This window comes from Pseudoalteromonas sp. Isolate3, assembly GCF_022398505.1.
Lineage (GTDB): Bacteria > Pseudomonadota > Gammaproteobacteria > Enterobacterales > Alteromonadaceae > Pseudoalteromonas > Pseudoalteromonas apostichopi.
The window spans coordinates 1-24,002 of record NZ_JAKEVN010000025.1; the positions used below are offsets into that span (position 1 = coordinate 1).

Annotated in this window: 19 protein-coding genes and 1 pseudogene; 13 read left to right on the forward strand and 7 right to left on the reverse strand. The window is 40.5% G+C overall.

Annotation, left to right across the window (positions count from 1 at the left end; genetic code table 11):
* Positions 1-179: 179 nt before the first annotated feature.
* The 3 genes from L1D46_RS07480 to L1D46_RS07490 all read left to right on the forward strand — a co-directional run bounded on the left by L1D46_RS07480 (position 180) and on the right by L1D46_RS07490 (position 4,292).
* Positions 180-2,915: a TonB-dependent receptor gene (locus L1D46_RS07480; protein ID WP_130052911.1), complete on the forward strand. Its 2,736-nt coding sequence runs from the start codon at positions 180-182 to the stop codon at positions 2,913-2,915.
* A 158-nt stretch (positions 2,916-3,073) separates the two neighbouring features.
* Positions 3,074-4,069: a hypothetical protein gene (locus L1D46_RS07485; RefSeq protein ID WP_130052912.1), complete on the forward strand. Its 996-nt coding sequence runs from the start codon at positions 3,074-3,076 to the stop codon at positions 4,067-4,069.
* Positions 4,059-4,292 (forward strand): helix-hairpin-helix domain-containing protein, encoded by a 234-nt coding sequence (locus L1D46_RS07490; protein ID WP_130052913.1) that lies wholly within the window; start codon positions 4,059-4,061, stop codon positions 4,290-4,292. Before L1D46_RS07485 ends, L1D46_RS07490 begins: the two co-directional genes overlap by 11 nt.
* Here L1D46_RS07490 and L1D46_RS07495 read toward each other — a convergent pair.
* Positions 4,289-5,131, reverse strand: a complete 843-nt coding sequence (locus L1D46_RS07495; protein ID WP_130052914.1) for an SMP-30/gluconolactonase/LRE family protein — start codon at positions 5,129-5,131, stop codon at positions 4,289-4,291. The two genes, L1D46_RS07490 and L1D46_RS07495, sit on opposite strands and share 4 nt — an antisense overlap.
* Positions 5,132-5,142: 11 nt before the next feature.
* Positions 5,143-5,550, reverse strand: a complete 408-nt coding sequence (locus L1D46_RS07500; protein ID WP_130052915.1) for a hypothetical protein — start codon at positions 5,548-5,550, stop codon at positions 5,143-5,145.
* A 184-nt stretch (positions 5,551-5,734) separates the two neighbouring features.
* On the opposite strand from L1D46_RS07500, the pseudogene L1D46_RS07505 reads away from it, so the two are divergent.
* From L1D46_RS07505 to L1D46_RS07525, 5 genes and pseudogenes are all read left to right on the forward strand, one after another.
* Positions 5,735-6,699, forward strand: a pseudogene (locus tag L1D46_RS07505) (NADP-dependent oxidoreductase).
* A gap of 51 nt (positions 6,700-6,750) precedes the next feature.
* Positions 6,751-7,368: a glutathione S-transferase family protein gene (locus tag L1D46_RS07510; protein WP_130052917.1), complete on the forward strand. Its 618-nt coding sequence runs from the start codon at positions 6,751-6,753 to the stop codon at positions 7,366-7,368.
* A gap of 65 nt (positions 7,369-7,433) precedes the next feature.
* The gene (locus L1D46_RS07515) at positions 7,434-7,937 is read left to right on the forward strand and encodes a GNAT family N-acetyltransferase (RefSeq protein ID WP_130052918.1); all 504 of its coding nucleotides are present in this window, start codon (positions 7,434-7,436) and stop codon (positions 7,935-7,937) included.
* 9 nt (positions 7,938-7,946) lie between these two features.
* The gene (locus L1D46_RS07520) at positions 7,947-8,363 is read left to right on the forward strand and encodes a hypothetical protein (RefSeq protein WP_130052919.1); all 417 of its coding nucleotides are present in this window, start codon (positions 7,947-7,949) and stop codon (positions 8,361-8,363) included.
* Positions 8,364-8,488: 125 nt separating this feature from the next.
* Positions 8,489-9,184 (forward strand): class I SAM-dependent methyltransferase, encoded by a 696-nt coding sequence (locus L1D46_RS07525; protein WP_130052920.1) that lies wholly within the window; start codon positions 8,489-8,491, stop codon positions 9,182-9,184.
* 1 nt (position 9,185) lies between these two features.
* Here L1D46_RS07525 and L1D46_RS07530 read toward each other — a convergent pair whose 3' ends face one another.
* From L1D46_RS07530 to L1D46_RS07540, 3 genes are all read right to left on the reverse strand, one after another.
* A complete protein-coding gene (locus L1D46_RS07530) occupies positions 9,186-10,055 on the reverse strand; it encodes a diguanylate cyclase (protein ID WP_168990046.1) in 870 nt (289 codons plus the stop codon).
* A 129-nt stretch (positions 10,056-10,184) separates the two neighbouring features.
* Positions 10,185-10,853: a response regulator transcription factor gene (locus tag L1D46_RS07535; RefSeq protein ID WP_130052922.1), complete on the reverse strand. Its 669-nt coding sequence runs from the start codon at positions 10,851-10,853 to the stop codon at positions 10,185-10,187.
* The gene (locus L1D46_RS07540) at positions 10,846-12,150 is read right to left on the reverse strand and encodes a DUF4118 domain-containing protein (protein WP_239977214.1); all 1,305 of its coding nucleotides are present in this window, start codon (positions 12,148-12,150) and stop codon (positions 10,846-10,848) included. The genes L1D46_RS07535 and L1D46_RS07540 overlap by 8 nt, the downstream gene beginning before the upstream one ends.
* A gap of 182 nt (positions 12,151-12,332) precedes the next feature.
* Here L1D46_RS07540 and L1D46_RS07545 point away from each other — a divergent pair, with 182 nt between their 5' ends.
* Entirely contained in the window at positions 12,333-13,787 is a 1,455-nt protein-coding gene (locus L1D46_RS07545; protein ID WP_130052923.1) for a potassium transporter TrkG, read from the forward strand.
* Positions 13,788-14,050: 263 nt separating this feature from the next.
* On the opposite strand, the gene L1D46_RS07550 is transcribed toward L1D46_RS07545, so the two are convergent.
* Positions 14,051-15,985, reverse strand: coding sequence for a RecQ family ATP-dependent DNA helicase (locus tag L1D46_RS07550; RefSeq protein WP_130052924.1), 1,935 nt, complete (start codon positions 15,983-15,985; stop codon positions 14,051-14,053).
* A 258-nt stretch (positions 15,986-16,243) separates the two neighbouring features.
* Here L1D46_RS07550 and L1D46_RS07555 point away from each other — a divergent pair, with 258 nt between their 5' ends.
* The 3 genes from L1D46_RS07555 to L1D46_RS07565 all read left to right on the forward strand — a co-directional run bounded on the left by L1D46_RS07555 (position 16,244) and on the right by L1D46_RS07565 (position 20,457).
* Complete coding sequence (locus L1D46_RS07555) at positions 16,244-17,548, forward strand: NAD(P)/FAD-dependent oxidoreductase (RefSeq protein ID WP_130052925.1); 1,305 nt, start codon at positions 16,244-16,246, stop codon at positions 17,546-17,548.
* A gap of 120 nt (positions 17,549-17,668) precedes the next feature.
* A complete protein-coding gene (locus L1D46_RS07560) occupies positions 17,669-19,798 on the forward strand; it encodes a hypothetical protein (protein WP_130052926.1) in 2,130 nt (709 codons plus the stop codon).
* Positions 19,799-19,887: 89 nt separating this feature from the next.
* The gene (locus L1D46_RS07565) at positions 19,888-20,457 is read left to right on the forward strand and encodes a manganese efflux pump MntP family protein (protein ID WP_130052927.1); all 570 of its coding nucleotides are present in this window, start codon (positions 19,888-19,890) and stop codon (positions 20,455-20,457) included.
* Here L1D46_RS07565 and L1D46_RS07570 read toward each other — a convergent pair.
* On the reverse strand, positions 20,454-22,901 hold the full coding sequence (locus L1D46_RS07570; RefSeq protein ID WP_130052928.1) for an EAL domain-containing protein: 2,448 nt from the start codon (positions 22,899-22,901) through the stop codon (positions 20,454-20,456). The genes L1D46_RS07565 and L1D46_RS07570 overlap by 4 nt on opposite strands.
* A 146-nt stretch (positions 22,902-23,047) precedes the next feature.
* Here L1D46_RS07570 and L1D46_RS07575 point away from each other — a divergent pair, with 146 nt between their 5' ends.
* Entirely contained in the window at positions 23,048-23,998 is a 951-nt protein-coding gene (locus L1D46_RS07575) for a diguanylate cyclase (RefSeq protein WP_239977215.1), read from the forward strand.
* Positions 23,999-24,002: the final 4 nt, after the last annotated feature.

The window sequence follows — 24,002 nt, forward strand, 5'->3', positions numbered from 1 at the left end:
GATTTAAAGAATAATTATTGCAAAGACTTTTAAATTGCTTTAAAACTGTACCGGTGAGCTCCCCAAAAGGAGAACACAGAAGCATCATAACAAAAAGTATGACTCATTAAATTAACTAAATGGTCTAGGTCACACACTAACCTGCGTTGATTTAAATGATAAAACGCAAGGGAATCATCATGAAAGCAAATACATCTACAGGGCATCGCTCACTATTGCTGCTCTCACCTTTAGCTCTCGCTGTAAGTTCAGTAATAAGTTATGCCCACGCAGAAGAAGCCACAGAGGCGAAAAAACCTGAAGTGATCACAGTTACAGGTTCACGTATTCAACGTACCGAGCTGGTCTCAAGTAGCCCAGTGGTTAGCGTTGATGAAGCACAAATTCATCTAGACCGTGCTGTAAACGTTGAAGATATTACAGCAAAATTGCCACAAGCTGCAGCAGGTGCAAACAGCACAGGTGCCACAGTCGGTGACTCATTTGGCTCATCAACCATAGATTTACGCGGTCTTGGCCAAAACCGTACATTGGTACTTATTGACGGCACTCGCGCCGTACCATTTAGTTTTCGTAATTCGGTTGACGTAAATACCATCCCTGCCGGGTTAATTAAACGCGTTGATGTCTTAACAGGTGGTGCAGCAGCGGTTTATGGTGCTGATGCCGTAGCCGGTGTTGTTAACTTTGTTCTAGACGATGATTTTACTGGCGCCGAGTTCTCAACTAGCTATGAAAGTGCCGACGGCGGTAACGAAAAGCTTAACTTCGAGGCTATTTTTGGCGGTGATATCGCCGATGGCCGTGGTCATGTAACAGGCTACATTGGCTATACCGAACGAAAAGAGCTATTAGCCGGTGAACGTGACTATGCACTTGAAAACTCAACGGCGATGATAAACAGCGGTGGTTATTATACTGACGTTGCATCTGGCAACAGTATCGGTATTGCAGATTCAGGTGCTGTAACAAGTGAGCGCCCAACAGCTGATTTCACTCCTGATCGTTATTTAACTCAACCGATGGACCGTTTTTCTGCGGGTTTATTATTCGACGTTGATGTCAGCGACAGTGCCATTGCCTATGGTCGCGCAATGTACTCTAAAGTTACCGTTAATGGTGCTGGCGCAAGTGGCCAAACCCCAATTTTTGTTAACGAGCAAGTAACCCTAACCCAAGACAATGCATATATTCCTGATGAATTACGTGATCAACTAACGTTTGACAGTGAAGGTAATGCCCTTGTTAATGTTGAGCGCAACTTAGGCTTAGGTGTACAACACACCGAAGCTGTGCGTGATTCAATGCAATTTCAGCTGGGTCTAAAAGGCGATATTACTGACTACCTATACTATGACATATATGGTCAGTACGGAAAAACTGACGAAGTAGCAACCATTTACAATAACGCTTACCGTAATGATAACAGTGGTAATAGCCGCTTTGCTGCCCTTGCAAACTCTGTAGATATTTTTGATCCCAACCACGACTTCAGTGGCTTTAGTGATCCGCTGCTTTATACCACCCGCGACCGTACACAAAGCGTAATCTCAGCAACGTTATCGGGTGATTCTGGGTTCTTATTTGAGTTACCTGCTGGTGCTATCGACTTTGCAGTCGGTTATGAATACCGTAAAGAAACCGGTAAACAAACACCGGGCGATGCATTCAGAAATGGTACTAGCTTTGCTTCTATTAGCGCATTTGATATGGATGCAAGTTTTAGCTCAGAAGAGTTCTACGCTGAGGTATTGGTGCCAATTTTGGTTGATCAACCATTTGCCGAAGAGCTTAGCTTTGAAGGTGCATACCGTATTTCTGATTACTCAAATACCGAAGCTGAAGATACTTACAAGTTAGGGATCAACTGGGCGATTAACAGTGACATTCGTATTCGAGCAAACCGCTTAACCGCATTTAGAGCGCCGAACTTAGGTGAGTTTGCCAGCCCAATTACAGCTCTTTCGTTATCGTTATTCGATCAAAACAGCGATCAATTTGTACCAAGACTAGCAGGGCGTTATAACGGCGATCCATGTTTACTAGGTACCGGAGATGCAACCCAGTGTGCTGCGTTTGGTGCACCACCTGTTGGCACTGAGTTTGATTCAAGCACGGCAGAATATACCTATGGTGGTAACCCGAATATTAAACCTGAGCAAGCCGAATCAGACACCTTGGGTATTGTTTATACACCTAGCTATTTAGAAGGCTTTGATTTATCACTCGATTACTACAGTATTCGCGTAACAGATGCAGTAAGCCAAATTCAGCCTGGTGCTGCACTACAGAGCTGTTATGTTGACGATCCAAATCCGAATAACCCATTGTGTGGTGCGGTACTTCGTGATCCAAACACTGGTTTTATTAGCACAGCCATCGTTAATGACTTTAACTTAGCTGCAATCGAACAAGAAGGTATCGATGTTGCAGCAAATTATGTGATTGATGCGCCAGAGCAAATGGGTGGTCGCTTTAGATTCTCTTACCAAGGTAACTTTGTTACTAAACAAACACGCCAAAACAACAGCACTGTAGCCGAAGTAGACTGTAAAGGAACCTATGGCAGCGCCTGTTCAGGTGACTTTGCGAGTATCTTACAAGCCGACTATAAACACCGCGCAAGCATTGATTGGCAGTTAGATAACATGAACTTCCAACTAGGCTGGCGCAGAATCGGTGAAGTAGAGTATGCTGTCGACCGTTCAGAAACAATCTCGGCACAAAATTACTTAGATTTTGCCGCTGCATGGCAAGTTAATGAGGAACTTGCTGTTAACTTTGGTGTCGATAACTTATTAGACCGTGAACCGCCAACACCTGAGGTAGGCGCAAACCACTTTAACACCGTGAGTGATTATAGTGTGATTGGTCGCTCAGTGGGTGTTTCTCTGAGATATGCTCCAAGTTTTTAATTAATCCTACTGTTTTAGCTACACAGGATTGATCCCCTCAAGCGCACCCTGCCCGGTGCGCTTTTTTATTTCAAGTAATAACTACTTTAAGAATAAAAAGGGACAACGAACAAATTGTTGTTTAAGATATGAGCGACAGAAGCTACAAGGAAGATGCTATGCTCAAATCAATAAAGTCAAAAATTCCATTTATTTTTCTAATTAGTATTAGTCTTTTTTGGGGCATTTATTACCAAGGAAATCATCCACTGAATGACTTTGGGAATGCAAACTTTGAATGGTTATACCTACTAGATGCACTGATAGTATTACCTGTACTTTGCTTAATATTAATTAAAAATAAGAAAGAAGCGGCTTTAAAAGCAGTGGTATTGTGCTCACTCGCTATTTTAATCGGGAGTTACATCATTCCCGAACAAAACAAGTTTTTAATGAATTACTTAGAGCATGCTCGTTATGGGCTTTTAGCTTTGATTGTAATTTTAGAGCTCAGCGCTCTCATAACTGTGTATCTGGCAATAAAGTCCGCTTTAAGCCAGCAGACCGATCCAGATATAGCTATAGCAAGGCCAATTAACAAGCTTTTCAAACAAAACGCAATTGCAAACTTTTTATGTTTCGAAACACGGATGTGGGCTTTCTTATTTTACGCTAAACACATTAAACCAAGCTATTTCACTGGTGAACAACATTTTAGTTACCATAAAAAAGATGGATCACAAGCTAACTTACTTGGCTTTATTTTTATAATCTTATTAGAGTTGCCAATGATGCACTTCTTTTTGCACTTTATATGGTCACCATCAGCAGCAAACATTATCACTGGTTTAACTATTTTTAGCCTTTTATTCTTTACTGCAGAGTACCGTTCGGTTGCAAGGCGTCCTGTTTCTATTAGTAAATCGCAACTCATTATTCGCTATGGGCTATATCCTGCATACAATATTGCTTTAGCAAATATCAAAACTATTGATTTAAATACCGGTTTCATTGCACGCGCTCGAACAATCAAACGCTATAATTACTCTGGCTATCCAAATATTAAAATCACACTTAAAGAGCCCCAGAATGATATCGACACTGTTTTTCTAGGATTAGATAACCCTCATCATTTTATAGACTCCACTAACAAGGAACAAAAACATGCCATTTAACGAGCAAGAACGCAGCGCGCTTTTAGCACTTAAAGGTGTTGGGCCTACGGTTCTAAAACGTTTTGAAGAAATTGGCATTGAATCGTTTAAGGAGTTAGCTGGGTTTGATGAAAACACCATTGCTGAGCGAGTAGCGTCAATGCTACATTCAAGTTGTTGGCAGAATAGCCCGCAAGCAAAGGCGGCAATCACCGCCGCTATTGCGCGAGCAAAGCAAGGCTAAAGCTCAATCACTTCTATTGCACCACGTTTTTGCATGGTGACATACACTCTGCTTTGCATATCGTCGAAGGCCAAATTAGTTGGATGCTGACCCTTTAACTTATAGCTATTTAACACCTTGCCGGTAGGCGAGACTTCAAGCACCTTTCCAGCACCGTAACGAGTAATAAACACATGTCCTTGATTATTAACACGCATACCATCCAAGCCATGATCAGTAAACTTAATCAAAACTTTTTTATTACTTATGTTTAGGTTCTCATCCAAGTCATATTGCCAAACAACTCGCTGCACACTCTCATTCACATAAAGCTTAGTGTTTTCCTTGTTAACAGCAACTCCATTAGTGGTACCCATGTTTTCCTCAAGCAATTTAGTGCTGCCATCAGCATTAATACGCCACAATTGACCCGTTTCGTTCGCCCAATTAGGGTCACTTGCAAACAGCACCCCAGTTTTGGTGATAGCAATGTCATTGGGTTGATTCATGTTGCTATTATGAGCGAAGACTTCTGCTTTATTGCTGCCTGCAGGTACTTTTAAAATATTGTGGTTAACATAATCGGCAATAAACAAATTACCGTGTGAGTCAAACTGTAGGCCATTGCCAATGCTATCATTTGGCAAGCGAACAAATAACGAAGTTTTGCCCATATTGTCTACGCGGCCAATAGTTCCTTGCTGAGCATAGTTCACCGCATATAAGGCACCGTTATGCATAGTCGGTCCTTCAACGCCTTGCGTGAAAACGTTATCTTTAACAAAATCTTGGCTATCAACAGCAAAGGTTAAAGGTGAGCTTAATAGTAATGTAATAGCCAGTGGCTTAAGTAATTTCATGGGCCATCCTTTTACTCATTTAAACTCGTGTAAACCGCTAAAATCGGGTATTCGTTTTCACCAAAAGATAAGGTCAATGAGCGTTTTTCGCCATCATCTAACTTAATACCTTCGTCAAAACTCAGAGGGTGTACACGACGCCCATCAGCAAACAACGCCATAATATGGTCGGCCTGTAAAATACGCGAGCCTGATGCTTTATTTTCAATAGTCACAACAGCTAAACGGCGACCACTTTCACTGCTCATTAATACACTATGGACAATGCTAAATTGACTCTGTTTAGGATAACGCTTGGCATCATTCTCAAATGAAAAAGCACTGCCAGAGAGCATCACTGGATCCACTGACAACACATCAGTATTTGCTTGAGTACTGGTTGCAAAAAGCGCTGAAAAAAATAGTAAAGTACGCTTCATATCAATCCTTTAATGAGCTTCAACTAAATTTAGCATACACCGTTCCTAATTCCCGTGCAAAACTGATTATTGCAGCTGAGGGATTGTCATTATTTATATAGTTACAATTTCATTGTTGAATTTTGTTCCTTTGTCCTCACAACATTAGTAAACCTCTTTTTACACCTGGCAGTAGGAGCCAAGTATGTCTGATGTTCAAAATCGTCAATTTATTCTAGCCTCCCGCCCAAATGGGCAAGCAAACGAAAGTAATATTCACTTAAAAACAACCTCCATTCCAGCCCCTGAAAAGGGTGAGGTTCTGTTAAGGACCATATATTTATCTCTTGACCCTTATATGAGGGGTCGAATGAGTGACGCAAAATCTTACGCCGACCCTGTAAAAATTGGCGATGTGATGGTCGGGGCAACCGTGTGTCAGGTAGAGCAATTAGTAACACTGAAGGTCTAATGAAACTTGGTGAGGCCCCCAGTAACCCATCATATGCACTTGGCATTTTAGGAATGCCAGGTTTTACGGCTTACATGGGGCTGCTTGATATTGGCGAGCCAAAAGCTGGAGAAACTGTTGTTGTCGCGGCAGCAACAGGACCAGTAGGTGCAACCGTTGGACAAATAGCAAAAATCAAAGGCTGCAAAGTTGTTGGTGTTGCAGGTGGTAAGGAAAAGTGTCGACACGCCGTTGAGAACTTAGGTTTTGACTACTGCATTGATCATAAAGCCAATGATTTTAGTGAACAGTTAAGCAAAGCATGTGATAACGGCATTGATGTTTACTATGAAAATGTGGGTGGTCATGTATTCGATGCTGTTTTACCGCTGTTAAATACTAAAGCACGAATCCCTCTTTGCGGCTTGGTATCACAGTATAACGCAACTGAGTTACCTCCAGGTCCAGACCGTTTATCAATGTTAATGGGGCAAATACTAACTAAGCGTATTAAAGTACAGGGCTTTATTGTTTTTGATGATTACGGCCACCGCTACGCAGAGTTTGCCAAAGACATGCAAGCATGGCTTAGTGAAGGAAAGATCAAATATAAAGAACACATGGAGCCAGATTTTACAAATACTTTAAATGCCTTCAACGCGATGTTAAATGGTGAAAATTTCGGCAAAACAGTTGTTCAAGTGCAGCAACCTTTATAACTTTATTAAATACTTAGCGCTGCAGAGCAGCGCAACTTAAAAGGATTACTTATGATAAAACTTCACCACTTAAATAAATCACGTTCAAAACGTATTATTTGGCTACTAGAAGAGCTAGGTGTCGATTACGATATTGTTGCTTATCAACGTAACCCAGAGACATTCCTTGCACCTGATGAACTAAAAGAGATTCACCCGCTAGGTAAAGCGCCGGTGCTTGAAGATGGCAAAAAGATAATTACCGAATCAGGGGCTATTACTGATTATCTAATTACTACTTATGGTGAAGGTAAATATATGCCAGCCCCAAAGTCTGATGAGTATTTTAGTTATCAGCAATGGCTTCACTTTGCAGAAAGTTCAGCTATGGTGCCTTTATTACTAAAACTGTTTATCACTAAAGATGGTTGTAAAACTAACTTTATAGCTGATTATGCTGACCATGAAATTGGCAAAATTTTGAGCTATGTAAATCAGCAATTAAAAGGCAAGCAATACCTTGTTGGTGAGACGTTGACTGGCGCTGACTTTATGATGTCTTTTGTTATTGAAAAAGTCGCCGAATCTGGCGTGCTAACACACTTCCCAGAATTATCGCGTTATCTAGAACAGCTCAAAACACATGAAAGCTATCATACAGCCAATGAGTTAGAAGAAAAATACGGATGATAATAGACAAAGGTACGTTATAGTGCCTTTGCACCTTTCGCTTTAATAGCATTACAAGGATAGTTGTGATCACGCTACGAAATTTTATAGAGTCAGATACCGAGCAGCTTATCGCTATACTTAACGATAAAGATGTAACTCAATATCTATCAACTAAAATCCCTTCTCCATATACTGAAGAGGATGCCTTATGGTGGATAAATGAAGGTAGCCAAGGTGAACTCGTTAAAGCGATTATATTTAACAACACACTTATTGGCTGTGTGAGCGTATTAGCCGGCGAGTTTGAGTTCAATCGCTCAGGTGAGTTAGGTTACTGGCTGGCAAAAAAGTATTGGCAACAAGGGATTACTACAAAAGCAACATCTATACTACTTGATACTGTTTTTACTAAAACCAATATCACCAGAGTGTTTGCCTATGTGTGCGAAGATAACCTCGCTTCAATGAAGTTATTGCAAAAGCTAGGGTTCGAGCAAGATGCCATTTTAAAAAATGCGATGTTCAAGCATGAGCAATTCTTTAATGCGCATCTCTTTTCATTATTAAAGCCTAATAATCAAAACTAAAGGATGAGCATGAGTAAAGCACTAAAAATACTTTGGCATGTTGGTGCTGCTATTTTTTGGGGGTTTAGCACTCTAGCGTTACTTATTTGGGGTATTTCATCTATCACACCAAACTGGTGTGGTGAAGAGCAATATGAGGTGTTCTTATCACCAGATAAAGATAAACAAGCCGTGGTATCAGTCATAAACTGTGGTGCTACAACAAACTATGAAACACTGATATCTATCAGTCGCGTAGCGCAACCAAGCGACCAAACTATCTTGCTATCACTAGACGGGCACCCAAGTAACAACAGCTACAAAGTTACCTGGACATCGAATAACGACATTAAACTTACTGATTTTGAATTTTCAAAGCTATTATCGTTTCATAGTCGAAACACTGTTGGCGATATAGCTCAGTCTCACATTCAACCTAAAAATTAAGTGAATTGGTATGCTTTAAATCACCATTTCACTTGAATTTCTCATTAAGAAACTTTTAAAGTTACCTAAAACAAAGTAAGCTAACCACTTCTGTAACACTAAAAGTTACCTATTGGTTTTTTACTATGCAACAACACGAAGTCACCGCCTTATTTGATCAACAAGCAGCTAATTACGATTCACAGTGGCAAAACATGGCACCTATTAGCCAAGCCTTGTATTTTATGATGTCGCCTTTATTCTGCAAACTGCCAAGCAATGCGCATATTCTCTGCGTTGGAGCAGGTACCGGAAATGAAATTTTGCATTTAGCACAGGCATTCCCAGCATTTCGCTTCACCGCTGTCGAACCCTCGACTGAGATGCTCAAAGTATGCAAACACAACTTAACGCAAGCAGGGCTAGCACAACGATGCCAGTTTCATAATGGTTATCTAAGTTCACTCAAAAACTTAATACCCTTTGATGCAGCAACAGCCGTATTAGTGTCGCAGTTTATTGTTGATGAGCCAAAACGGGTGGCATTTTTTGCTGATATACATAAACGTTTAAAAACTGGTGGGTTACTGATCAGTGCAGACTTAAGCGCCAATCAAAGTGCCGAAACTTACCCAGAGCAGCTTAGTCACTGGTTAAGTGTTATGTCATCAGCCGCAGTCAGCCCTAAACAAATTGAAAAAGTAAAACAGGCTTATGAGAATGACGTTGCGCTAAGAGAAACTCAAGTCATTGAAAAAATTATCGCCGCGTCGGGCTTTACGAGCGTTTATCCTTTTTATCAAGCAGGCTTAATAAAAGCATTCACCGGTGTCAAAGGTTAATTTAAACCGTACAAACTCGATTACGGCCTGACTTTTTAGCCTGATACATGGCTTGGTCAGCCCTTTCGATTGCAGTTTCGATATCATCATTGGCATTTATTAGCGCGACACCAAATGAGCCAGTTACATTAATGTGTTTATCATTGCCAATTTCGATTTTTAAAGTTGCAACGGCTGCTCGCAGTCGCTCAGAAAAGGACTTGGCACCTTCAAGCTCTGTGTGTGGTAAGCATACTAAAAACTCTTCGCCGCCATAGCGATACAATTGATCGTACTCTCTTAAGTGGGATTTAATGCATTTAACAAGCGCTATTAACACTTTATCACCCGCGCCATGGCCAAACTCATCATTCACACGCTTAAAGTGATCAAGGTCGATCATTATTAGCGCACAGCTCAAAGATTTACGTTTACAAAGTTCCTGCTCTTTTTGTAGGTTTTCAACTAAGTTTGCTCGGTTTGTAGCACCGGTTAAAGGGTCGCGGGTGTGTAACAGTTCATAAAGCTCATCATTGATAGCTTCAAAATAATCTCGCAAACTATCTAAATCAGTATGAAATTGGTCCAATAAATTCACAGGAATAGCTGAATTAGACTCTTTTAACGATGATAGGACTTTGGCTCCTTGATGCATTTTTTGATGCGCTGAAGCGATTTCTGAAAAATAAGGATGAAGGTTTAGGGTCTGCTCAGGAAGTTTATTGAACCATTGCCCAAAGCGACAAAGATTATGAGCATTATCGCTTAAGTCTTGATCATCTGCGGGTATATCTGCAATTAAGCTCCTTAATAAGTTTCTATACCAAGATTGATGCCATTCAATGGCTTGCTCGATTTCTCCGATAACGTCTTCGAGCTGTGTATTAGACAATGAACTGATTCCTTGCCCAGTATTTTGATACATAACCAATGAATAGACTTCCACTTTATTATTGTTATTTCCTAAAACATTACCTAAGTAGAGTTACAAACTCAACTTAAAGGGATGTAAAGAGATAATTTATTCAACTAAGCGGTAACCTACAGCAGGCTCGGTTAAAATATGTTTAGGGCTCGCTGCATTTTTTTCTAGCTTTTGTCTTAACTGACCAATATGAACACGTACATATTCAGGGCGATTAATATACTGCTCTCCCCACACCTCAGATAAAATGGCGTTATGCGTTAACACCTTGTCTTTTTGCTGAAAAAATAACAGCAAAATAGCGTATTCTTTTTTAGTTAATTTTACTTCTTCATCGCCTTTGCGGACCACATGCTTATGTGGGTCTATATGAATATCACCACACTTAAGGGTCAGGCTTGGTGTTATTTGCGTGCGTAGAAGTACCCGTATCCTAGCTAACAGTTCGTTTGCACTAAATGGTTTGGTCAGATAATCATTAGCGCCGTTATCAAGGGCGGTGACTTTTTCTGTTTCACCGTCACGTGCAGAAAGTACTAGCACAGGTAGCAAACTCCACAGCCTAAATTCTACCAGCCAATCTTGCCCATCCATATCGAGCAAGCCTAAATCAAGCAATACTAAATCAAACTGCTGCTGGCTTAAAAGCGAAAACGCATCAAGCCCTTTGGCGCATACACTAACCTCATAATTACTAGCTTTTAACAATGTTTTTAAAAAACTTTGCAGAGGTGGTGAATCCTCTAAAACCAAAATGTTAGCCACGGCGGTTACTCCAAATTAATATAGCTGTTGCCTGCTTTGTTTGCTCATTGAGGGTTAATTCAAAACATCCTTGGTGACATTTAGCAACCACATCGCAGATCACACTACCTAAGCCAACCCCTTCATCTTGACTCGTCTCATACTTATTATCAAAAGAATTGGTTAACACAATTTGGTACTCATTTTCCGTTTCAATAAATTGTATGCTTGCCGAACCATCACCGTAGCGAGCAGCGTTCTCGAGCATATTAGCCAAGGCAATTTCTAGTAAGGTTTCATCCCCAAAACAGATGCTTTGTTGCTGAGCCTCGATGCGAAGTTTAAAGTTTTCTAGTTGTTGCTGACGGCGTGATTTAGCTTCGCTAATTAAGGTCAAAATGGGCAGTTTTTGCCATTTTATATTCTCAGCTAACTTATTAACTTTACTGAGCTCCATTACTTTATCAAAGTGCTGGTTAAGAATTTTACTTTGCTCATAAATATTAGCTGCTTGCTCTTTGATAACCTCTGAGCTTAGTTGAATATCATCATCAGCCAACATGCTCGATGCCCCCATTATGGTCGCTAATGGCGTTCGTAAGTCGTGAGATAAACTACGCAATAAGGTGTTTTTTGACCTTTCTAGCTCCGCCTGTACTTTAATCGCCGCAGATTGTTCACGAAGTAAGGTTTTTTCCTGAACCTGATACAATAAAGAGCACGCCGTATTTGCCAAAGCGTGTTGCTCAGCATTGAGTGCTTTAGCAAACGCGATACCGCCAAATTCAGCTTGATGTTCATTTAAATAAATAAACTGCTTAGATGCTATTAACTGCCAATCACACGCAACCCCTAAATGCGCAGCCATGGTTTTTAAAAACAGCTGCTTTTGTTCCTCAAGGCTGTCGAGCTCATTGAGTTTTTTAGCTAATTCATACAGCAAGCGACTATTACTTGCATGGGCTTGCACATCGCGAACCTTGGTATTGAGCTCCCCTGCAAGGTGGCTTATCACTAAACCCACAATCAACATCACCAAAAAGGTAACCACATATTCAATATTTTCGATATGAAAAGTAAAATACGGCACCACATAAAACCAGTCCGTGCAGGCAACACTTACTAAGGTGGTAAGTGCTGCAACACGGCGATTACTTTGAACCGCAACCCATGTCACCCAAAGAAGCTGTAGCATGACAATATCGGTGGTTGTAAACAGTTCTCGAAACGGAAATATCGCGAGCACCACCACAAGTGGCATTAACACACTTAAAAATGCGGCTTTTAAATACTGTATTTTGAATACTGACTGCATCATTTTTTCACTTATTTTTTGTCCCTATTAGATTAAAGGGTTTTCAATTTTGTCACTATAAAGTTTTTATAAAGTTTTTTTATCTCGGCATAAAATCTTTATAAAGCTTTCACTCTCTCTAAAGACATCGGCTCCTACTTGAATAACATGCTGGTTTAATAGCCGTTCATTAAATCAGTAAACATATGATCAATTGGAAAATCACATTTCGATTACTCGCTTTCCCTATTTTGTGGATGAGCATAGTGCAGTTGATATTTGCAGCTTTATCGGCATTTTTATTTAAAGATAATGTATCTGTGTCATTCCTATTACCTGCGTCAATAATGCTTTTTACAGCAAGTGTCATACTGTTAAAAACCCAGCATGTTGATTCATCACTTGCCAACTTTAGGGATGCACTGATTTATGCGACAGCCACCTGGTTGATTGCTGGCTTTTTAGGAGCAATTCCAATCATTTTAGTCACCAAAGTGACCTTTACAGACGGCATCTTTGAGTCGATAAGCGCATTAACAACCACCGGCGCTACAATACTGTCTGGCTTGGATGATTTACCTCGTACATTTTTATTATACCGCCAGTTTTTACAATGGATGGGAGGGCTCGGCATTGTAATTTTCGTTGTGGCTATTCTACCTATGCTTAATATAGGTGGGATGAAACTCTTAAAAGCCGAAACACCTGGGCCAATTAAAGATGAAAAGCTATCTCCTCGTATTGCAAACACGGCGCATTACCTATGGAGTGTATACTTAAGCATAACCGTGTTATGTACTGTCTCTTACTATTTTGCAGGCATGACCTTTTATGATGCAATCGCTCATGCGCTAACAACCGTTTCAACGGGAGGATTCTCAACCCACGATGCCAGTATGTGGTTTTACAAAAGTCATTTAATTTTATGGATCGCCAACTTATTTATGATTGCAGGAGCTATTAATTTTGCCCTGCACTTTAGAGTCGTCCACAAACGAGCGCTCGGTAGTTACTATGCTGATGAAGAAACTCGTTATTTTATATACATCATTACTGCCCTTTCAGCGTTGTCGGGCGTTATTTTATACAGTCACAATACCTACTCCTCTATTTTTGAGTCATTAAGTTTTTCAGCCTTTCATATCGTGTCGTTTATAACCAGCACAGGGTTTGGTGCTGCAAATTTTACTGAATGGCCAGAAGCTGTCGGATTTTTACTTATCATCACCGGCTACTTAGGTGGATGCGCGGGCTCAACAGCTGGCGGAAATAAAATCATCAGAAACATTCTTGTGGTTAAAATGCTCAACTATAACTTTAAACAACTTCTTCACCCCCGCGCTATATTCACCATTAAGTACCAAGGCAGCCCTGTAAAAGATGACGTACTTCATGCCGTTATGGCATTTATGACCTTTGCCGCAGGATCAAGCATGCTGTTTACATTATTGCTGATGTTTACTGGGCTGGATTTTTGGAGTGCATTTTCTGCAGTTGCAGCATGTGTCAATGTTCTCGGACCGGGGTTTGGTGAAGTAGGCGCTAACTTTGCGCCAGTTTCAGACACAGGAACATGGATATTAACCGGCGCGATGCTTGTCGGTCGTTTGGAATACTTTACTGTTTTTGCTCTTTTTACGCGTACCTTTTGGAGGAAGTAAAAACACAACTGTAATATGTCTTTATAAGCCTTTTGAGCATATAAATGCATCTTACTTATGATCTTCTTTGTTCACAGGACTGATTGATAAACAAACCACCAATCCTGTATCTATTGCTAAAATGAAGCTTTTTTAAACTTTGCTATCTTCTAAGAAACACTTGGTGAACAATGTTTCAAAGACCCTCTCTGACGAATTTAAAACAGTACACATAAACATAATTGCACAACCCAAGGAAGATGTGCTGACAATTTAAAACCCTGCTACAACTGCTGTAGCAGGGCTTTAATGTCACTGTATCGCTGCTGTTCGCAAAGGCCAAAGCCTGATAGCTGTCTAACTTTGTTACGAGTAAATAAAGGCACGCTCATGCCCGCTAAAAATCGGCACTGCGTGTCGATGCTGACATCACCAATCCCTTTAGCGGCTAAGTGCCGTTTAAGCTCAGCAACTTTACTGCCAATCACATTTTGCTCAGGCATTTTGTGCACTAATGAATAACTGAGTTTTACGTGCTGGCCTCTACATACTGAGCAATGACCACATTGCTGTGGTGCATTTTGGTCATCAAAATAGCGGGCTAAGTTATAACTTAAGCAGCTATCTAGCTCAAAAAAGCGTACTAAAGTGGCGATACGTTTAATTTCGGCCTGTTCTTTTTCGATAAAGTATTGGTGAAGTTGCTGCGCTAAATCAGCGTGGTTTATTACCGAGTTATTAACTTCATACACTTGCGTGATACGTTTAGTTTCAAGTGCTATATGGCCTTTTTCTGCTAAATAATCGAGCGCTGCAACCACACGTTTTCTGTCAACTTGAGTAGCGCTTGTTAGCGCATCAAAATTAAGTGTGCCCCAAATTTTCTTAAACTCGGTGTGTTTAAATACGTGTTGTAAGAAGGCTTGTCGATCAGCATCAAACTGGCTAAGCAGCTCATTTTTATCCGTTAAAAACTTATATTTAAAATCGGCGTAATAGGCATATAAAGGTGTAATAGCCCCTTGGATTTCTAACTGCACAAGTAAGGTTTTTAACGCCAAAGCACGAATATTACTTTCGCTTGATAAGCTGTACTCTTGCATTTCCCATTGGTTGTTTGTTTGCTCGTTGCGAATGTTATTAATGACATATTCAATACCACTTTGCTCGGGAGTGTCAGCATAAACAAAGTTTTCTACGGTATTTAAGCCATCTAAGTTTGCTAGCGTAAAACAGTTTGATGAGGCACCATCTCGTCCTGCGCGACCAATTTCTTGACTATAGTTTTCAATCGATTTTGGTAGATCATAGTGGATCACAAAACGAATATCTGACTTATCAACGCCCATCCCAAAAGCAATGGTTGCCACGACTATATTGATTTTACCCGCCATAAAATCATCTTGAATTTGCCAGCGTTTATTATCCTCAAGGCCTGCATGATAAGCCACCGCATTAAAGCCCGCTCTAGCCAAACCTTCGGCCACTTGCTCAGCGGTATGTTGTAAGGTGACATAAACAATTCCAGCCCCTTGTTGGCTGGCTATGATACTTGCTAATTGCTGAGATTTTTCTTGGCTTGCAACACTAAGCACTGATAAATCGAGGTTGCTTCGGTAAAAGCCAGTTTGTACTACACATTCTGGGGCAATAGCAAAACGCTCACACATATCACGCTTTACTTTTTTAGTGGCGGTAGCGGTAAGTAGCAGTACCAATGGAATATTAAGCTCTTCACGATAGCGCGGCAGCTTTAAGTAGTCAGGCCTAAAGTTGTGACCCCATTCAGATATACAGTGCGCTTCATCAACCACCAGCATCGAAATAGGCACTTGTTTAATAAATTCACGAAAACGTTCATTCTTAAAGCGCTCAACTGAGACCATTAGAATTTTCACCTTCCCTGCTCGCACATCACTCATTACCGTATGACTTTGCTCACTGGTTTGGCTTGAATCAAGGCTTGCCGCATAAATACCTTTGCTATTTAAAAAGCTGATTTGGTCTTTCATCAGCGCCAATAATGGCGAAACCACTAAGGTCAAATTGGGTAGGTGCAATGCGGTTAATTGATAGCACAAAGATTTACCTGATCCAGTTGGAAAAATTGCCAACGACGATTGCTGATTTAATAACTGTTCAATGGTTTGTTGCTGACCTTGGCGAAACTCATTAAAGCCAAAGTATTGATTCAACGAAGTGTGTAGTGGTGTAGTCATCCTGATCCCTCACTGTCATCCCCTTTTCAGGTAATGATAGGTCTCTTACTGCGAATTAGCCATGTTAACTTGTTTAACGCTATCTCCCAAGGCTATTGATATAACTAAGCGCACTATATTGTTCTTAACAGGTACTGACAAAATCAGTAAAAAGGCGCACAATGGGCGCGTTGCCATGGGGTATTGATGGATGGACTTGCAATACCTAAGCGCTTTTTCGCAAGAGTGTTTAGGTATTATACTTTTGAGGGCAACGTAATGATTAACCAACCTCCTAAAATCGTGATAATCGGTGGTGGCGCTGGTGGCTTAGAACTAGCAACACAATTAGGACACAAACTCGGGAAAAAACGTCAAGCAGAGATACTTTTAATCGATAAAAACCGCAGCCATATTTGGAAGCCGTTACTTCATGAAGTAGCGACGGGGTCGATTGATGCCGATTTAGACGGCGTTGTATACTCAGCTCATGCAGCAAAACACCATTATAATTTTCAACTCGGCAGCTTTTGCCACTTAGATCAAACCAACAAAACCATTACTTTAAGCGAATTAAAAGACGAGCTTGGCCACCGTATTTTACCTGAGCGCCAAGTGAGCTATGACTACCTCGTACTTGCCATTGGAAGTGTTAGTAACGACTTTAATACCCCAGGTGTTAACAAGCACTGTTTTTACCTTGATTCAAACCAACAAGCTGAGCGCTTTCAGCATGCTCTACTCGATAACTTCACCCGTTTACATCAAGATGACGACCCACAGCACTCTTTAACCATTGCCATAGTGGGTGGTGGTGCAACCGGGGTTGAGCTGTCGGCTGAGCTTTATCATGTGTCAGACATGCTAAAAATGTATGGCCTAAATAAAATGACCGCCAAACGCTTACACATTGATTTAATTGAAGCAGGGCCGCGAATTTTGCCCGCTTTACCCGAGCGCATTGCTAACTCAGCTAAGCGAGAGCTGGTTAAATTAGGGGTAACAGTGCGCGAAGGCACACAAGTAAAAGAAGCCACAGAAAACAGCTTTATCACCAAAAACGATGAACATATTAAAGCCGATATTATGGTTTGGGCTGCGGGTGTAAAAGCCCCTGATTTCATTAAAGACATTGGTATCTTTGAGCTCACTCGCAATAACCAAATTAAGGTAAACCAATACCTGCAAAGTAGTGTTAACGACGACATTTTTGTAATTGGTGATTGCTGTGCATTCACCCAAGAAGATGGTTCACAAGTGCCACCAAGAGCGCAATCGGCCCATCAAATGGCACAATGTGTTGAAAAAAACCTGATTGCGACACTCAAAGGCCAGCCCCTGAGTGTGTTTACCTACAGTGACCATGGTTCTTTAGTTAACTTGTCACGCTACAGCACAGTAGGTAGTTTAATGGGTAATTTAACCAGTAATAGCTTTTTTATTGAAGGAAAAATAGCGCGATTTATGTATATTTCGCTCTACCGTATGCATCAACGTGCAATCCACGGCAGCGCCAAAACCTTTGCACTGTGGATCAGTGAAAAAGTACTTAGAGTTGTTAGACCAAAAATGAAACTACATTAAGCTACAGCATAAAGCCGGCAAATTAGTTGTTTGTCGGCTATTTATGCAGTTTGTCCCCAAGTCATTGACATCAAACTATGAAGCCATACACTTCACGCAAGATAAATCCACGGATTGAATATGAAAAAAGGTATTTCGCTAACCGTTTTTGCAGGGCTTTGTGCCTTTGGGACCTACCTGACATTAGATAAACCCACTCCCATCGCAGCTATAAACAATAAAGTTTCAACATCTACTGGTACTGTAGCTGAACAAGAGAAAGCTACTAGCCTCTTTGAACCATCAAGCCAGCCAAATAGTAAAGCAACAAAGCTGGCTAAGCTCAAGCTAGCCAAACGCCAGTGTAAGCAACAAAGTTTAAAAGCCACTCAAGCAGCGGCTGATCATAGCCAAATCGAAGCTGCACTTAAACAAGCTCTAAAAGACGGTCAATCCCTTAAGGATATTTTAAGTTATTCAGAACTTGTCAAAATATCTTACCGTTCATTTGAGACTTTGCTTATTAATGCACTCAAAGAGAATGCTGAAGAACAATTTCAATATGCCGCATCAGTAAGTATCTTAAAAAGCTGGCAAGGGATTGAAATAATTGAGGCTTTTAATACTGATACAATCAACCAACTAACGGTAATTAATGGACCCCTTAGTCAAAATACTGGCTCAATGATGTTTAATGTTCCATTACCTGAGCAAGTAAACAAAACAGCACTGTACAAACTATTGGATAACAATGATGACTTTAATACCTATTTAAAAACACCGTTTAAAATCGGTCCATCACGACTCATTTCGCCATCTGTTTTGTTTCTTGTTAATGCTCATGCGCTTAGCTTAACTGAATTTGAAAACGCAATATCCAGCAAAGAGTTTACTGTTAACGACATTGCTGTCGCTTTAAAAAGCAACTTACCTAATGAGTATTTAACAGCACTGATCTCTCAAACTGCACAGCTAGGCGGCTCGCCTACAGCAATGAGTGATGACTTTATGGATGAACAACTGTATTTAAACCTTGCTGATGTAGCCGTTAGTGAATTTAATGTACCAATTTTAAAGTTATTAAGTGAGCGAGGTATTGAGCCAACTAATCAGCCAAATGTATTTACGGCGATGGATATTGCCATTGTAAACCTAAAAGGCAGCTCAAATAGCGAAGTGAAGCCACTAGAGAGCAAACACTTAGAAACACTAAGTTATCTAAAAAATAAAGGTTATCGAGCTCACGGCGAGCTTGTGCGCGACACACCAAACGATAAGCTACTGATGCTTAAATCTTCATTTTTACCGAGTAGTCTTTTATTCGTTGGCGACCAAGTTGCTAATGATGCTTTTACTGAGTTAAAAGATATAACGCTAATTCCAAGTAGCCAAGCATTTAAGCGTAAAGATAAAGATAACTCTGCAATATCTAAAGCACTCAGTGCATATGAGCTACATAAACAGCAAGCCAAAAAAATAACTCCTGAGTGTGAAACGATAGATCAGCGGATCAATTCACTTGAGGCAATAAAAACACGTTCTCAGGCACTCAAAGAAATAGAAAAGCTTGAAGTCCAGCAAAGTTCACTGACACCCGACACCCTTCAGGCAATCGACCCTGTACAGGTTCATAATTGGCAATTTTTGCATTCGAATGAATATAAACATCAAACATCGATTCAGTATTTAGCCTTTAGGGAAGCGATTATTGAAAAAGACTTTAATACGGTAGCAACTATTACACAAACTGCAAAACTTAGTACCCATCAGACAAATATGTTGCTTGCAGCAACGATAGAAGATAGTCAACAATTGACGTCTATTTGGCAAAACAGAATAGATCCAACGCCACCAGAAACTCTTTATTCATTTACTGATTTACCATTAGCACAATGGCAAACATTAGCTGATAACGGCTTTGATTTTTCATTAAAAGACATGAAAAACAACGATATGTATTTTTATGCAAGTATGCATTCAAATGCAGCAGTTGAGTTTTTAATAAGCCTTGCAGTTGCGCATGATTTTTCTAAACCTGGGCTTGATATCCTTGACCAAGCACTTGAGCAAAGTTACAACACGCAAACCCTCGCTGACTATATGCCAAGTGCATTAAAACTAGTTAGCCAATATGAGCCTAATCACTTTCGTCGTGCTAAGCGACTTAAAGTGTTTACGCCTAATGTCTATAAAGAGCTTATTAAACTTGAGCCAAAGCTTGCCCCTAAGGATGGCACTCAAATGAATCACTACCAGTACAGCGCTTATTAAGCTCCCCTTTACCTATTCGAGCCGTAAATTAACCTATCTGTTTACGGCTCAGCCGCGTATAATACGCACTTTTTGTGGGGCGCAAAAAATTGAATATTATTACGCTAAGCGTTTTATCGCTTGCAATGTCGACTGATGCTTTTGCAGCTTCAATCACTAAAGGCAGTACGCTTAAAAATCCTCGCGTTTTAAGTGCAATCAAGCTTGGTTTATTGTTTGGCTGTATCGAAGCCATTGCACCGATTGTTGGCTGGCTGATTGGCAGTGCCGGTGCTGATTACGTTGAAGCGTTTGATCACTGGATTGCCTTTGTGCTGTTAGTGGGTCTAGGCATTCATATGTTACTTGAAAGTCGTAAAGATGACGATAATGAAGAGGAACTTGCTCCTAATAGTAAGCGCTCTTTTATTGCTACTGTGTTAACCGCCGTTGGTACCAGTATAGATGCGATGACAGTCGGTATCAGCCTTGCTTTCATGAAAGTAAATATTTACTTAGCTGCCGCCATGATAGGCCTAGCAACCACAATTATGGTTACCATAGGCGCACTACTTGGTAACGTAATGAGTGGCTGGGTTGGCAAAAAAGCCGAAGCAATCGGCGGTGTTGCACTTATCTTTATCGGCTGTGGCATCCTTTACAGCCACACCATGGCTTAACCTAATAGCTTATCAAACTCTTCTTTGGGCATGGGCTTATGAAAATAGTACCCCTGCCCAAACTCACAGCCTAAGTCGATTAAACTATTTAAATGCTGTTTTTCTTCAATACCTTCAGCCACTATTTGTAAATTCAAAGTATGCGCTAAGCTGGTGATCGTTCTAACAATGTCCATACTTTGCGTATCATTGAGCATATCTCTCACAAAAGATTGATCTATTTTGAGTACATCGACAGGAAAAAGCTTTAGATAAGACAAACTTGAATAACCCGTACCAAAGTCATCTATAGCAATAGTTAACCCCAAGTCAGCGAGCTTATTAAGCATGACTTTTATTTCATCAAAATCATGCATCAACGCGCTTTCGGTTACTTCAAGCTCTAACAGTTCACTGGCAAGCCCCGCTTGTTCAATGGTGTCAGCAACTAGATTACAAAAATTACCATCGGTAAACTGTTTTGCAGCAATGTTTACGGCAACCTTGATTTTATGCCCTTTATCGGCCCACTCTTTAGCCGCTTTACAGCTTTGCTTAAGCACCGATTTACCCAAGGCATGAATAAGTCCGGTTTCTTCAGCAAGGGGTATAAAATCCAGTGGTGAAATAAGCTTATTGTCGTTATCTCGAAGTCGTACTAAAGCTTCGACCCCCATGATCTTCCGGGTTGCGAGCTCTAGTTTCGGCTGATAAAACACCTCTATTTTATCTTGCTCAATAGCATTTCTTAACAGCTTTTCAACGCTTTGACGCTGCTTAAATTGATACTCTAAGTCATCGGAGTAATAGCAAAAACGGTTACGTCCCTGCTCTTTAGCACGGTACATTGCTGCATCTGCATGAGTCATCATCTCTTCTGCTTGAGTGGAGTCCGCAGGGTTAACACTCACACCCACACTAACCGATAAAGTATACTCTTGGCTATCAATACGAAATGGCTCATTCATGGTGTTAATAATATCGCTGGCAATGGCATCAACTACAGAGGCGCTCTTTACATCGGGTAATAAGATGACAAATTCATCACCACCAATTCTTGCCAATGTCGTATTGAGATCAATTAAAGACTCAAGCCGCTTTGCAACATCTTTTATGATTAAGTCACCTTGGTGATGCCCTAAAGTGTCGTTTAAGTACTTAAAGTGGTCGATATCAATCAGCATTAACGCTACATTCTTATTCATGCTACTTGCAACCTTACAAGCATGAGTGACCCTGTCGTGTAATAACACCCGATTAGGCAAATCTGTTAGCAAGTCATGATTTGCTAAATGACTCATTTTCACAGCCATCGCGATTGATTCACTGACATCATGAAACACAATAATACCGCCGATAATGTTACCCTCAACATCACGTATTGGCGCAGCTGAATCTTCGACCCTATAAACTCGCCCATCAAGCCCAGTTAATTGACTATTTAACGCCATGGCAACTATACGCTGCTCTTTTAAAGCAACAGATATAGGATTGACGAGTGTTTTGTTCGATGTTGCATCAACGAGCTTCATTACCTCTTCAATATGGCGCCCTTTTGCCTCTTCAACGTGCCAACCTGTTAATCGCTCAGCAATGGGGTTCATAAAGTTAATAATTGCATTATTATCCGTAGCAATTACGGCATCACCAATAGAATTAAGCATAACCCGTAAGCGTTCAGATTCATTCGATAGTAGTTTTTTTGTATGAGTAATTGAAGTGATGTCCGAAAGAGTAAGAATAACACCTACAACTTCATGCTCTTTTATTCTTAAATTTATTTGCGCTCGAACATATTCAATTCTATTGCGAGGGCTGGGCAACTGAATATTTAAAACTTCTTGCTCAATTCCTTCAGTTAAGCAGCGATGAAAAGCCTCATATAATTCATCGGGTAATACATCTTTGGCGAAACAACCTAACATTTGCTCGCTGCTTTTTGAAAACCAATGGGCGGTTTCATCATTACTAAAGAGGTTTTCCTCTGTATTTGACCAGTAAGATATATACACAGGTACTTGCGCAACGAGTGTCGAAATATCATTTTTTGCAGCCAGTATTTGTGCTTCTTGGTGTTTAAGCTTTAATTGATTTTGCACTCTGAGCCGGCAAATATTTAAATCAACGGGTTTATGAATAAGATCAATTCCGCCGCTTGCAAAACTCTGATATTCAAAAATTTGCTCATTATGAGAGGTGACAAAAATCACATGACTTTGTGCGGTTTTAGGGTTGTTTTTAAGCTTTTGACATACTTCAAAGCCATTCATGCCGGGCATTTCAATGTCGAGCAAAATCACATCGGGCTGAAAGAAAGCGGCTTTTTCAATGGCTTGAGCGCCATTATCACAACAAACAATTTCACCAAGATCGCTCAGCGACTCCGCCATTATTAATAAACTAGTTGGCTCATCATCAACAACAAGCACTTTGTTGTGTGAATTATTATGATGAGAAAAAAGCATATCCATCGCCCTCAGAATCTATACCTAAAAAAACTCTAGTCCTATCTCACCAGTCTCGCCAAAAAAAATAACTTTTTTTTAATTATTAAGTTGTAGAAAATCCCAGAATCCAGTCTATGCTTTATTCATCGCGTGGAGGGAATAGTTTGCAACCGGTAGCTAGTCGCACAGATTTAAAGCTAAATGATTCTGTTATTTTGATTGTTGATGATGAACCAATTAATACAACCGTAATAGAAAGTTTGCTCGCGCCCTTCTATAAAACGCACACCACAGATTGCGGTGAAAACGTGCTGCACCTGTGCGAAACCCTAAAACCTGATTTAATACTGCTTGACGTGATGCTTGGCTCCATGAGCGGTCTAGATGTTTGCAAGCTATTAAAAAAACACTCCCAGTACAACGATATTCCGGTGATTTTTATCACCGCCATTATGGATCAAGATGACCAAAATAGGTGCTGGCAAGCAGGCGCCGTCGATTTTGTATCAAAACCGGTTTATGGCGCCACATTACTTAATCGCGTAAAAGCACATTTGACCTTAAAAAAACAAGCCGACTTACTCAAAAGTCTTTGTGAGCACGACAGCCTAACAGGTTTAAACAATCGACGATTTTTACAAAACACCCTTGATCAAAACATTCGTTTAGCCGTCAGAAACGATAATGCCCTTTCAGTATTAATGCTCGATATTGATTACTTTAAACAATACAACGACTCTTTTGGTCATCAACAAGGTGACGAATGCCTAAAACGTGTTGCTGATGAAATCAAAAAAAGTGTTAACCGCCCAACCGATACTACTATTCGTTATGGCGGTGAAGAATTTTTATGTGTATTGCCAGACACCGATATTCAAGGGGCACAATTTATTGCTCATAAGCTTTTGGCAAACATTCGTGAACTAAATATTGAACACCCACATGCAACCTCTGGAGTACTCTCTATTAGTATTGGTAGCGCAACATTTCCTGGGCATGAAGCCATCGACACTGACGAGCTAATTCGCTGTGCCGACAAAGCGCTCTATCAAGCCAAGCATCAAGGGAGAAACCGCTGTGTTTGCATACTTGCTGAACCCAGTTTTAGTTTTTAAGCTA

Coding starts and splice junctions, on each gene's coding strand:
- L1D46_RS07480 (WP_130052911.1), top strand. CDS start 180: ATGAAAGCAAATACATCTACAGGGCATCGCTCACTATTGCTGCTCTCA.
- L1D46_RS07485 (WP_130052912.1), top strand. CDS start 3,074: ATGCTCAAATCAATAAAGTCAAAAATTCCATTTATTTTTCTAATTAGT.
- L1D46_RS07490 (WP_130052913.1), top strand. CDS start 4,059: ATGCCATTTAACGAGCAAGAACGCAGCGCGCTTTTAGCACTTAAAGGT.
- L1D46_RS07495 (WP_130052914.1), bottom strand. CDS start 5,131: ATGAAATTACTTAAGCCACTGGCTATTACATTACTATTAAGCTCACCT.
- L1D46_RS07500 (WP_130052915.1), bottom strand. CDS start 5,550: ATGAAGCGTACTTTACTATTTTTTTCAGCGCTTTTTGCAACCAGTACT.
- L1D46_RS07510 (WP_130052917.1), top strand. CDS start 6,751: ATGATAAAACTTCACCACTTAAATAAATCACGTTCAAAACGTATTATT.
- L1D46_RS07520 (WP_130052919.1), top strand. CDS start 7,947: ATGAGTAAAGCACTAAAAATACTTTGGCATGTTGGTGCTGCTATTTTT.
- L1D46_RS07525 (WP_130052920.1), top strand. CDS start 8,489: ATGCAACAACACGAAGTCACCGCCTTATTTGATCAACAAGCAGCTAAT.
- L1D46_RS07540 (WP_239977214.1), bottom strand. CDS start 12,150: ATGATGCAGTCAGTATTCAAAATACAGTATTTAAAAGCCGCATTTTTA.
- L1D46_RS07545 (WP_130052923.1), top strand. CDS start 12,333: ATGATCAATTGGAAAATCACATTTCGATTACTCGCTTTCCCTATTTTG.
- L1D46_RS07550 (WP_130052924.1), bottom strand. CDS start 15,985: ATGACTACACCACTACACACTTCGTTGAATCAATACTTTGGCTTTAAT.
- L1D46_RS07555 (WP_130052925.1), top strand. CDS start 16,244: ATGATTAACCAACCTCCTAAAATCGTGATAATCGGTGGTGGCGCTGGT.
- L1D46_RS07560 (WP_130052926.1), top strand. CDS start 17,669: ATGAAAAAAGGTATTTCGCTAACCGTTTTTGCAGGGCTTTGTGCCTTT.
- L1D46_RS07570 (WP_130052928.1), bottom strand. CDS start 22,901: ATGCTTTTTTCTCATCATAATAATTCACACAACAAAGTGCTTGTTGTT.